Source organism: Methylibium sp. (assembly GCF_013817365.1).
In the GTDB taxonomy this organism is placed as follows: domain Bacteria; phylum Pseudomonadota; class Gammaproteobacteria; order Burkholderiales; family Burkholderiaceae_C; genus Methylibium.
Map to the genome: position 1 here is coordinate 1 of NZ_JACDCU010000086.1, position 11,234 is coordinate 11,234.

The following is an 11,234-nucleotide window of genomic DNA, read 5'->3' on the forward strand; positions in this document are numbered from 1 at the left end:
CGGGCGAACGCCGCGCGACCGGAAGGAACGGTAAAGCTTTGCGGCAAGCCCTGATGTGATCGCGTAAACGAGCAGTCTGCGCAGCATGGGGCGGCTCCGTGGAAGGTAAGGCGACTGCGCGCTTTTGGCAAACGGTGTTCCTGCCCGCGTGCGGTGGCAGAGGAAAGGTGGTTCACCCCCTCGATGCGTGCCCCTGATTGCGGGGCGTTCTGCCATCGCGCTGTCACGCATGCACGCTAAGGTTCGTTCACGCGCAGCAGAGCGGGCGCGCCGGAGGAAACCCACCATGGCCACGCATTTGCAAACGACTGCGCTTTATCGCCGACTCGGCCGGCGCACCCGGCTGCCCACCGTCTATCCGACGCGGCCGAGCTATCTGCAGCGGCTCATGTCGCTGTTCTCGCTCTAGGCCTACTGCGGAGCCGGGCCCTGAGTAGGGCTGCGGCGGTGTATGGGTACGGCGCTTGCTGCTTGGCGGCATGCTCTTTTACCTGTGAACATGGCGAGACTGACCGCTTCAGCGTGGCCGCCGAGCGGTTGGACTGAGGGCACCGAGAGTGTTCAGCCGCCGCCGCGTGGGCGGGAACATCGGTTGCCGAGGCACCTGTTCACAACCGCCTGGAGGCACGCCATGAACCCGATGCTGCGCAAGATGTCGCCGTCCGCCACCAAGATGATCCGCCTGGACCATTCACACGCGCTCGTCACGTTCCACAAGTACGAACACAAGACACCGCCGCAGACCAAGCGGGCGATCGTCAACACCGTGAGCGCGGCGCTCGAAATCCATGCGCAGTTGGAAGAAGAAATCTTCTACCCGGCGATCCGTGAGTTGGACCCCGACGGTGAGGTGATCAGCAAGAGCGTTCCAGAGCACGACGAGATGCGCCGGCTGATCGCCAAGCTGCGCGCCACGGAGCCCCCCGATGCCGGCTTCGACGACACCTTCATGGAACTGATGCGCGACGTGATTCACCACGTCGCCGACGAAGAGACGGTGCTGCTGCCCGCGGCCGAGCGCCTGCTCGGCGAAGAGCGGCTCGGCGATCTGGGCGCGCGCATGACCAAGCGCCGCCTCGAGCTCGCCATGCCGCGTGCCGGCGAGATTGCCATCAACACGGCGCGCGCCATGCCGACAAGCACCGTGCTGATGACGGCCGGTGCGGTGGTTGCCGGCGGCTTTCTGGTCAGGCGGGCGCTTTCCAGCCGGCTCTGAGCGCGCTCGGCCGGTTTGCAGGCAGGCGCCGTGTGCAATGCGGCCCTGTTCCCTCGTTCGCTGCGGTTTGCAGTCTTCCGTCAGAAATCCAGGGCATCGGGATGCTTGCGTCATGAAATCGAAACCAAGAGGGGCTTTGCCCCAGCACATCGGCTTCATTCCCGATGGCAACCGGCGCTGGGCGCAGTCGCAAGGGCTGAAGAAGGAAGACGGCTACGCCCGCGGCATCGAACCCGGCCTTGCCCTGTTCGAAACCTGCAAGGCGCTCGGCGTTCCCGAAGTGTCGGTCTACGGCTTCACAGCGGACAACACCCGGCGCGCCACCGGCCAGATCGAGAACTTTCGCGCCGCTTGCGTCGCCTTCGCGGAAGAAGTCGACCGGCGGGGCGCTGCCCTGCTGGTGCTCGGCGATGAGACGTCGAGCCAGTTCCCGCAGGAGTTGATGCCGTTCCGCAAACGCCGGGGCAGCGGTATCAGGGTCAACTTTCTGGTGAACTACGGCTGGCAGTGGGATCTCGACGGCCTGAAGAACGGCGGCCTGCGTTCGCGCGAGGTGTCGCGCATCGACCTCATCGTGCGCTGGGGCGGCGGGCGGCGGCTCAGCGGATTTCTTCCCGTGCAATCGGTGTATGCCGATTTTTTTGTCGTCGACGATTTCTGGCCTGATTTCGAGGCCAGCCATCTCGACAGCGCGTTGAGCTGGTTCGATAAGCAGGACCGCACGCTGGGTGGCTGAGCGCCGCCTCGGTCCGCGCAGCCGGGGCGCGCTTTGCCGTGAACGGGCGATCTACAGGTGTTCGGACAATCGCTTCAACGCCCCGTCTAGCGTCTGCTCCCGCTTGGCAAAGCAAAAGCGCACGATGCGCTGCTCGAAGCCGCCGTCATAGAACGCAGACAAGGGAATGGCCGCCACGCCGACCTCGGTGGTCAGCCAGCGGCAGAAATCGGCCTCGCTGCAGTCGCGGTGAGCCTGCAGCGCCGAGTAGTCCACGCACTGGAAGTAGCTGCCCTCGCTCGGCAACAGGCGCAGGGCAGTGCCCGCCAGGCCGGCGCGGAAGCGGTCGCGCTTGGCGGCGTAGAACGCCGGCAGGCCCAGATACGGCGCCGGGTCGACCAGGTAGGCCGCCAGCGCATGCTGCATGGGCGCATTGACCGTGAAGACGTTGAACTGGTGGACCTTGCGAAACTCGGTCATCAAGGCCTTCGGCGCGGCCGCGTAGCCGACCTTCCAGCCGGTCACGTGAAAGGTCTTGCCGAAGCTCGACACGACGACGCTGCGCGCGGCCAGTTCCGGGTGACGCGACACGCTTTGGTGAGCCGCGCCGTCGAACACCATGTGTTCGTAGACCTCGTCGGCTAGCACGAGCACGTCGGTCGGCCGCAAGAGCTCGGCCAGGCGCTGCATGTCGGCGGCACTCCACACGGTTGCGCTCGGGTTGTGCGGCGTATTGACCACGATGGCGCGGGTGCGCGGCGACAGGGCCGCGGCGATGCGGTCGAAGTCGGGCCGGAATTCGCCGGCTGCGGCACCGAGCGCGAGACGCACCACCGTGCCGCCGGCGAGCTCGATGGCCGGTTGGTAGCTGTCGTAGCAGGGCTCGAGCACGATGACTTCGTCGCCGGGGTGCACCAGGGCCAGGATCGTGGTCAGGATCGCCTGCGTCGCACCGGCCGTGATGGTGATCTCGCTGCCGGCGTCGTAGCGGTGGCCGTAGAGCGCTTCGATCTTGGCGGCGACGGCCTCGCGCAATGCGGTCACTCCCTGCATCGGCGGGTACTGGTTGTGGCCCTTGCGCATGGCTGTCGCAACGGCGTCGATCAGCTTCGGGTCGCAGTCGAAATCGGGGAAGCCCTGGCCGAGGTTCACCGCGCCATGCGTTTCGGCCAGGGCCGACATGACGCTGAAGATCGTGTCGCCCGTGCGCGGCAAGCGGCTGGTGAGGGACAGCACGCGGGGCAGGGCGGGGGAAGACTGGGCGGGGCTCATCGTCGGCATCACAGTTCGTAGTTTTCGGCGTCGCCCGTCATGGCGCGGATGATCAGCGCACGCGTCAGCCGGTCGGAGATCAGCTCGGCAAAACCGTACACGAAATTGCGCAGATACGCGCCGCGCTTGAACGCGAGGCGCGCGACGTTGTTGCCGAACAGCGCACCGGCCGGTCGCGTGACGAGGTCGCCGCCGGCCGCGCAGGCCGGGTCGTCGCGCACCGCCATCTCGGCCACGATGCCCACGCCCAGACCCAGCCGCACGTAGGTCTTGATGACGTCGGAGTCGATCGCCTCGAGTACCACCGTGGGCTTTAGGCCCCGAATGGCGAAGGCCTGGTCGATGCGGGTGCGCCCAGTGAACGACGGGTGGTAGGAAATCAGCGGCTCGGTGGCGAGCTGCTCGAGCGTGATGCGCTCCTGCGCGGCCAGCGCATGGCCGGGGGGCAGCACGATCACGTGCTGCCAGTCGTAGCACGGCAGGGTGACCAGGGCGTCGAAGGTGGCGAGCGACTCGGTCGCCAGGCCGACTTCGGCGGTCTCGTCGAGCAGCATTTGCGCCACCTGTTCGGGCGTGCCCTGGTGCAGGCTGATGGCCACCTTGGGATGGCGCTTGCGCAGCGCGGCCACCGGCCCCGGCAACACGTAGCGGGCCTGCGTGTGCGTGGTGGCAATGGAGAGCGTGCCGGCGTCCTGCTGGCTGAACTCTTCGCCGATGCGCTTGAGGTTGTTCACCTCGCGCAGGATGATCTCGATGGCCTTGAGCACCTCCTGGCCCGGCTCGGTGATGCGCTTGAGGCGCTTGCCGTGGCGCGCGAAGATGTCGATGCCGAGTTCGCCTTCGAGTTCAAGGATGGCTTTGGAAATGCCCGGCTGCGAGGTGTGCAGCGCCTTGGCCGTCTCGGTGAGGTTCAGGTTGCGGCGCGCGGCCTCCTGGACGAATCGGAACTGGTGCAGGTTCATCGATGAGATGCGGGTTGGTTCGCCGAACTTCGGGCGCGAATTGTTCTTCTGGCGCCGCTCTTCACAAGCGGGCGTACCGCCACGCGACTTCGGCCATCGCAGCCACCACCGCGGCGTCTTCGCCGACGGCCGGCGCGAGTTGCCATTCGATGTGCGGATGTGCGGCGCGCAGTGCATCGAGCAGCAGCGGCAGGTCCTTGCGCACATGGCCGCCGGCGCCCAGGAACAGCGGCACCACGCTCACCTTGCGGCAGCCCAGCGCCGCCAGAGCGTCGCCGGCGCCGCGCAGGTCGGGTGTCATGAACTCGAGGAAGCCCAGCGCCACCGGCATTTCCGGCTCGCGCTCGCGCAGCGCCTGCGCGACGGCCTCGAAAGGCCGCGCCCACAGCGCATCGCGCGCGCCGTGCGCGAACAGCAGCACGCCTGGCCTGGATTCGGATGCATCGTTCATCGGTACCTCACCAGCCAGCTGAACGCCGCCAGCGACAGCAGCAGGTAGATCACGCTCGGCGCAGCCGCTGCCACCCAGGGCGTCCAGTCGCGCAGCAGGCCGAGATGGGTCGACACATTGCTGAGCAGCACGAAGCTGATGCCGAGCAAGATGCCGCCGAACACCTTGACGCTCACACCGCCGCTGCGCGCGTGCAGGTAGGCGAAGGGCAGCGCCAGGCCGACCATCACCAGGCAGGCCAGCGGGTAGAGCGCCTTCTTCCAGAACTGGATCTCCTGGCGCTGCGCCGCCTGTTCGTTGTCGGACAAGTGGCTCATGTAGCGATAGAGGTCGACGGTGGACATGCTGCGCAGCGGCGACACCGAGGCGCCCACGACGGCCGGCGAGAGCTGAGTGGTCCAGCGCAATTCGACGAGCTGTTCATCGGCCGGCAATCGCCCGCCCTCGCCGGGCTGCCAGCGCGTGATGCGCACGTCGCTGAGCAGCCAAGCGCCGTCTTCGACCTGGCCGCGCTCGGCCGCAATGCGCGCCAGCATCTCGCCGTCGGCGCTGAACTCGTAGATGCGCACGTCCTCGAGCCGGCCGCTCGCGCCCACATGGCCCACGTTGATCGAGTCGATGCGCTCGCCGGGCGGCTCTTCCCCGGGCGCGGCCACGCGTCGATCCTTCAGCCAGGCGCTGTTGGCGCCGCGGGCGGCGTCGCCGCGCAGGCCGCCGCGCAGCGAGTCGGCCTTGGCGTCGAAATAAGGCCCGGCATAGTCGCCGACCACGAAGGTGACCAGACCGAACGCGAGGCCGAGCATCGCCAGCAGCCCCAGCGCGCGACCGGGCCCCAGGCCGCCGGTGCGCAGGATGGTGAACTCGGAGGACTGCGCCAGCCGCGCCATCGCGAAGATGCTGCCGATCAGCACCGCGATTGGAAACAGCTCGTAGAAGTGCCCGGGCAACTGAAGCAGGCAGTACAGCGCCGCGTGCTGAACCTTGTAAAGGCCGCGGCCCACGTTGTCGAGCTCTTCGACGAAGTCGATGAAGAAAAAGAGCGACAGGAAGGCGAGCGCGACGAAGGCGACGGCACGCAACACGTCGGCATAGAGAAGCCGGCGAACGGTGCGCATGGGGGTCTCAGCGGGCCGGCCGACGGCGCCGGAGCACCATCGACGAGCCGCGTTCGCGCCACCACAGCAAGGTGACCGCCACCACGAACATGCCGCCATGCACGACCGCCAGCGCCGGGCCGAACGCCAGCGTGCCGCTCGCCACCCAGGCCTGGCTCAGGCTGAGCAGGTTGTAGTAGACGACGAAGGCGAGCAGCGCCACCAGCAGGTTCCAGTTGCCGGCCCGTCGCGGGTTGGCGGCGGCCAGGCCGATGCCCAGCAACACCAGGTTGATGCCCCCCAGCGCCAGGCCGATGCGCCAGGCCAGCTCGCCGAGGTGGCGCTCCGTGGGCTGGGTGAGCAGCTGCCAGGTGCTGCGCGCCTTGGCCGGCAGGTTGTCGGAGCCGCTGGCGAGGGCTTCGCCGACCAGCACCCGGTAGCTCTCGAATTCGGCCAGCCGCTTCTCGCCGGTGGCGAGCTCGAGATCGGTGCGCTGCCCGTCTTCGAGCACCACGAAGCGCTGGTCGCCGTCGAGCTCGATGCGCCCGCTGCGCGCCGAGGTCACGCTTTCGCTGCCCTCGCGCCGCTCGAGCACGAAGACGTTGCTGGCAATGCTGCCGCCGCCCGTATCGCGATCGATGAAGAACACGCGGCTGCCGTCGGCCGAGCTCTGGAACTGGCCCGGCGCAACGCGCGAGATGTCGGATCGGCGCTCGTAGCGATCGCGCAGTTCGACGACCTGCCGGTTCCCCCAGGGCCATACGAACAGCGCCAGGATCGCCACCAGCACCAGCAGCGGCCAGACCAGGCTCAGCACCGGCCGCACGAAGCGCGCGAGTCCCACGCCGCTGGCGAACCAGATCACCATCTCGCTGTCGCGGTACATGCGCGTGAGCGTGGTGACGATCGCGATGAACAGCGACAGGCTCAGCATCGTCGGCAGGTTCTCGAGCGAGATGTAGCCGAGCAGCAGCGCCACGTCCTGCGGCGACACGGCACCGCCCGCCGCCTGGCCGAGCGTGCGGATCAGGAACATGGTGATGACGATCGTCATGATGACGATCAGCGTCGCGCCGAAGCTGCGCGAGAGGTCTCGGCGCAAAGTGGAATCGAATAGCATTCGAGGTCTTTTTTTGAGCCTCGCATTATGGACTTCCGCCTGCTGAACACCCCGATCGACGGCCTCTCCAAGACCGCCTGCGATGCGCTCCTGATCGTGGTGAGCGGCGAGCCCGCCGAGCGGCGGCTCGATGCCCCGCTCGCCGCGCTGCTGGCCGATGCGCTTGCCTGCGATGACCTCGTGGCCAAGGCTGGCCGCACGCTTTACCTGCACCGGCCGGCCGGCGTGAAGGCCGCCCGTCTGGTGTTCGCGATGGCCGCCGACGGCAGCGCGAAGGCGTTCAAGGCCGCGGCGATGGCGGGATTGGCGCAGATCAAGCCGTTGGGCGTGAAGCACCTCGCGGTCGCGGCGGCGGGGGCCGTACTCGACGCGACGCACGCGGAGGCGCTGGTCTGCGCAGTGTCCGACGCGGTCTACGCCTACCGCCACACCAAGCCCAGCGCGCCGGCCGCACCGCCGCTCGCCAAGGTGAGCCTGCTGTGCGAGAAGACTGCGGCCAAGGCCTTGCAGGCGGGTCTGTCACGCGGGCAAGGCATCGCCGCCGGCGTAACGCTGGCGCGCGAATGCGGCAACCGTCCGGCCAACCACTGCACGCCCACCTTCCTGGCGGCAGAGGCCAAGCGGCTCGGCAAGGCGCACGGCTTCAAGATCGAGGTGCTCGACCGCAAGGACTGCGAAAAACTCGGCATGGGCGCGTTTCTCTGCGTGGCGCAGGGCTCGTACGAGCCGCCGAAGTTCATCGTGCTGCGCTACGACGGCGCGGCCAAGGGCGAGGCGCCGGTGGTGCTGGTCGGCAAGGGCATCACCTTCGACACCGGCGGCATCTCGATCAAGCCCTCAGGCGAGATGGACGAGATGAAGTTCGACATGGGCGGCGCGGCCAGCGTGCTGGGCACCTTCCGCGCGCTCGGCGAGCTCAAGCCCAAGGTCAACGTGGTGGGCCTTATCCCCTCTTGCGACAACATGCCCAGCGGCCGGGCGGTGAAGCCGGGCGATGTGGTCACTTCCATGTCGGGCCAGACCATCGAGGTACTCAATACCGACGCCGAAGGGCGGCTGATCCTGTGCGATGCGCTCACCTACGCCGAGCGTTTCAAGCCGCGCGCGGTGGTCGACATCGCCACCCTGACCGGCGCGTGCGTCATTGCGCTGGGACACCATCGCACGGGCCTGTTCACGGCCGATGACGCGCTCGCCGAAACGCTGCTCGCGGCCGGCACCGCCGGGCTCGATCCGGCCTGGCGCATGCCGCTCGACGACGAATACGAAGAAGCGCTGAAGAGCAACTTCGCCGACATGGGCAACGTGGGTGGCCGGCCCGGTGGCGCCATCACCGCGGCCATGTTCCTCAAGAAGTTCACCGGCAAGTACCGCTGGGCGCATCTCGACATCGCCGGCACCGCCTGGAAGTCGGGTGCGGCCAAGGGCTCCACCGGCCGCCCGGTTGCGCTGCTGACGCATTTCGTGTTGTCGCAGGCGATCTGAGCCGCCGAACGACCAACGCGTCTTCGGGCCGTAGCGCCGACAACCGACGATGACCGAAATCAACTTTCACCACGGCGTTGCCGACCCGCTCGACTACGCCTGCCGGCTGCTGCTCAAGGCGCAGCAACGCGGCGCACGCGTGGCGGTGGTCGCCGAGGCCGAGGCGCTGGAGCGGCTCGACGTGCAGCTGTGGACCTTCGACGCCGCTTCATTCGTGCCGCACCTGCGCGTGCGAGAGCCGGCCCAGGCCGCGTTGGCCGACACGCCGATCTCGCTGGTCGAGCGCACGGGCGACGCGCCGCATCACGAAGTGCTGGTGAACCTGGGCCCGCAGATCGCCCCCGGCTTCGAAAGCTTCGAGCGCCTGTTCGAAATCGTCGGCCGTGCCGACGAAGCGCGCGCGGCGGGCCGTGAGCGACTGCGCCACTACAAGAGCCGCGGCTACGAGATCGTGCTGCACGAGGTGCGCCCGTGAGCCGCGAAAGAGGGGCCCCGCGCAGCGGGGATCGAAGCGAGCGAACGGGCGCCGCGCCCGATGGCAAGGCCTGTGCGCATGAGCGGATGTGCGGAGGGCGCCCATGAACAGCGGCTCGCCGCCGCGACAGGTTCCCACCTTGACCGAGGTGGTCGACGAAGACCTGGTCGCCGAGCAGACGCGGGTGATGTCGGGCGACGTCGAGGACGATGCGGGCGTTGCGCCCGAGGTGCAGGACGCGCAGCGCGACGAGCCTGTCGATGTTGCGGCCGACGCGCTTTCGCTCGACCGGACGGCCGAGCAGCAACTCGTCGAGCGCGTGTTGGCCGACGTGCAGCGGCAGATCGACCCGATGCTCGAGCAGCGCCTGCGCGAGATGCTCGCGCCCATGCTGGCGCACTGGAGCGAAGCGCTGATCGAAGACAGCCGCGAACGACTCTCTTCGCTGCTGCGCGACGTGGTGGCGCAGGCCGTCGCTCGCGAGTTCGAGCGCCAGCGCCGCCGCTGAGGCGAGAGCAGCGCACCCCTTCGGCTCGCCGCTGACGGTGTTTTCCCCGGGGCGTGCAGGGCTGGAGCGCGCAGGGATTTGGAGTAACGTTCGCGCCGTCGGGAACAACTGTTCCACTCGGCCTCGTCTTCCAACCCGGAGGTATTTCATGCAAGCCAAACTCACGGCCGTCATGGCCGCTGCTACCCTGCTGGCCGCCGCGGGCGCATCCGCCCAGGACGTGCAAACGATCCGGATCGGCCATGTCGGCCCGGTCTCCGGCGCGCAGGCGCACTACGGCAAGGACAACGAGAACGGCGCGCGCATGGCGATCGCCGAGTTGAACTCGCAGAACCTCACGATCGGCGGCAAGAAGGTGAAGTTCGAGCTCGTCGCCGAAGACGACGCGGCCGATCCGAAGCAGGGCACCGCCGCCGCGCAGAAGCTGTGCGACGCCAAGGTCAACGGCGTGATCGGCCACCTGAACTCGGGCACCACCATCCCGGCCTCGAAGATCTACAACGACTGCGGCATCCCGCAGATCACGCCCGCCTCGACCAACCCCACGTACACGCAAGCGGGCTACAAGATGGCGTTCCGCCTGCTCGCCAACGACAACGCGCTGGGCGCCGGGCTGGCGCTGCATGCCGCCAACAACCTCAAGCTGAAGAAGATCGCGATCATCGACGACCGCACCGCCTACGGGCAGGGTGTAGCCGAGGTGTTCAAGAAGACCGCGCAGGCGCGCGGCATCGAGATCGTCGACCAGCAGTTCACCACCGACAAGGCCACCGATTTCATGGCCATCCTGACCTCGATCAAATCGAAGGCGCCGGACGGCGTGTTCTACGGCGGCATGGACCCGCAGGCCGGCCCGATGCTGCGCCAGATGGAGCAGCTCGGGATGTCCAAGGTCAACCTCTTCGGCGGCGATGGCATCTGCACCGCCAAGCTGGCCGAGCTTTCTGGCGGCGCCAAGACGCTGGGCAACGTGGTCTGCGCAGAAGGCGGCGCTTCGCTCGGCAAGATGCCCGGCGGCAAGGAATGGAAGGCCAAGTACGACGCCAAGTACCCGGGCGAGTACCAGGTCTATGCGCCGTACGTCTACGACGCGACGATGGTGCTGGTCGAGGCGATGAAGCGTGCCGACTCGGCCGATCCCAAGGTCTACGGCCCGAAGATCCACGAGACAAACTACACCGGCGTGACGGCGCAGGTCGCGTTCGAGAAAGACGGCGAGCTGAAGAACCCGGCGATGACGCTCTATGTCTACAAGGACGGCAAGAAGTCGCCGCTCAACTGAGCGAACGCGGGAGGCGGTGCCTGCGCACCGTCTGTGCTCCGGCGCAGGCGCTGCAAACCGTTCAGCCGGCTGCGCGACACTTCCAAAGGAGCCCCGCGGGGCTCCTTTGTCGTGCAGGCGCGTGGCTACAATCGCAGCCTCCGGAGAGATGGATGAGCGGTTTAAGTCGCACGCCTGGAAAGCGTGTGGGGGTTAACAGCCCCCCGCGGGTTCGAATCCCGCTCTCTCCGCCACTTCGCATACGCCGCGATGCCTTCGCCGATTGCACGCCGGCGCGCACCGTCATGACAAAGCGGAGGATGCTTGGCTGACTCTTTTGCCCCTGGCAAGCAGGCATCCGGAGCGTCGTCGGAAGCGGTCACGCCCTCGCCTGGCCTTAGCGACATCGTGATCACCCACGAGCTCGCGCAGCGCCCTTGTCGCCCGGCCGCCATGGCGCTGGAGATCAAGGCGTTCAAGGCGATTGCCGAAACACTGGTTTCGTCGCCTCGCGGGGTGGCTCAGCGCCTGGTCGATCTCGCCATGGAGCTGACTGGCGCCGACTCGACGGGGCTCAGTCTGGAAGACGAATGCGACGGCCAGCCGGTGTTTCGCTGGGTCGCCACGGCCGGCGAATTGCGCCCGCATCTTCATCAGACTCTGCCGCGCGACTTC

Annotated in this window: 12 protein-coding genes, 1 tRNA gene and 1 pseudogene; 9 read left to right on the forward strand and 5 right to left on the reverse strand. The window is 67.7% G+C overall.

The genetic code is table 11. The features are described 5' to 3' along the window. Positions 1 to 286 precede the first annotated feature (286 nt). From H0W38_RS07590 to H0W38_RS07600, 3 genes are all read left to right on the forward strand, one after another. On the forward strand, positions 287 to 409 hold the full coding sequence (locus H0W38_RS07590; protein ID WP_292452609.1) for a hypothetical protein: 123 nt from the start codon (positions 287 to 289) through the stop codon (positions 407 to 409). Between the two features lie 222 nt (positions 410 to 631). Next, positions 632 to 1,216 carry a hemerythrin domain-containing protein gene (locus tag H0W38_RS07595; RefSeq protein ID WP_292452611.1) on the forward strand — a complete coding sequence of 195 codons (585 nt, stop codon included), beginning with the start codon at positions 632 to 634 and terminating at the stop codon, positions 1,214 to 1,216. A gap of 136 nt (positions 1,217 to 1,352) precedes the next feature. Further along, positions 1,353 to 1,952 (forward strand): undecaprenyl diphosphate synthase family protein, encoded by a 600-nt coding sequence (locus H0W38_RS07600; RefSeq protein ID WP_292452612.1) that lies wholly within the window; start codon positions 1,353 to 1,355, stop codon positions 1,950 to 1,952. A gap of 51 nt (positions 1,953 to 2,003) precedes the next feature. Here H0W38_RS07600 and H0W38_RS07605 read toward each other — a convergent pair whose 3' ends face one another. From H0W38_RS07605 to lptF, 5 genes are all read right to left on the reverse strand, one after another. Further along, entirely contained in the window at positions 2,004 to 3,203 is a 1,200-nt protein-coding gene (locus H0W38_RS07605; protein ID WP_292452613.1) for a pyridoxal phosphate-dependent aminotransferase, read from the reverse strand. Between the two features lie 8 nt (positions 3,204 to 3,211). Beyond that, the gene (locus tag H0W38_RS07610) at positions 3,212 to 4,165 is read right to left on the reverse strand and encodes a CysB family HTH-type transcriptional regulator (RefSeq protein ID WP_292452614.1); all 954 of its coding nucleotides are present in this window, start codon (positions 4,163 to 4,165) and stop codon (positions 3,212 to 3,214) included. A gap of 61 nt (positions 4,166 to 4,226) precedes the next feature. Next, a complete protein-coding gene (locus tag H0W38_RS07615; protein ID WP_292452616.1) occupies positions 4,227 to 4,616 on the reverse strand; it encodes a CbiX/SirB N-terminal domain-containing protein in 390 nt (129 codons plus the stop codon). Next, entirely contained in the window at positions 4,613 to 5,731 is a 1,119-nt protein-coding gene (gene lptG / locus H0W38_RS07620) for an LPS export ABC transporter permease LptG (protein WP_292452617.1), read from the reverse strand. Before lptG ends, H0W38_RS07615 begins: the two co-directional genes overlap by 4 nt. Before the next feature lie 7 nt (positions 5,732 to 5,738). Continuing rightward, entirely contained in the window at positions 5,739 to 6,830 is a 1,092-nt protein-coding gene (gene lptF, locus H0W38_RS07625; protein WP_292452618.1) for an LPS export ABC transporter permease LptF, read from the reverse strand. Between the two features lie 27 nt (positions 6,831 to 6,857). Between lptF and H0W38_RS07630 the strand changes: the two genes are divergently transcribed. The 6 genes and pseudogenes from H0W38_RS07630 to H0W38_RS07655 all read left to right on the forward strand — a co-directional run. Then, on the forward strand, positions 6,858 to 8,315 hold the full coding sequence (locus tag H0W38_RS07630) for a leucyl aminopeptidase (protein ID WP_292452619.1): 1,458 nt from the start codon (positions 6,858 to 6,860) through the stop codon (positions 8,313 to 8,315). Between the two features lie 49 nt (positions 8,316 to 8,364). After that, on the forward strand, positions 8,365 to 8,790 hold the full coding sequence (locus tag H0W38_RS07635; protein WP_292452620.1) for a DNA polymerase III subunit chi: 426 nt from the start codon (positions 8,365 to 8,367) through the stop codon (positions 8,788 to 8,790). A gap of 103 nt (positions 8,791 to 8,893) precedes the next feature. Continuing rightward, entirely contained in the window at positions 8,894 to 9,298 is a 405-nt protein-coding gene (locus H0W38_RS07640) for a hypothetical protein (protein ID WP_292452622.1), read from the forward strand. A gap of 148 nt (positions 9,299 to 9,446) precedes the next feature. Then, positions 9,447 to 10,580 (forward strand): branched-chain amino acid ABC transporter substrate-binding protein, encoded by a 1,134-nt coding sequence (locus H0W38_RS07645; protein WP_292452623.1) that lies wholly within the window; start codon positions 9,447 to 9,449, stop codon positions 10,578 to 10,580. 142 nt (positions 10,581 to 10,722) lie between these two features. Beyond that, positions 10,723 to 10,813 (forward strand) — tRNA-Ser (locus tag H0W38_RS07650). A gap of 154 nt (positions 10,814 to 10,967) precedes the next feature. Continuing rightward, positions 10,968 to 11,234, forward strand: a pseudogene (locus H0W38_RS07655) (hypothetical protein); the annotation flags it as partial.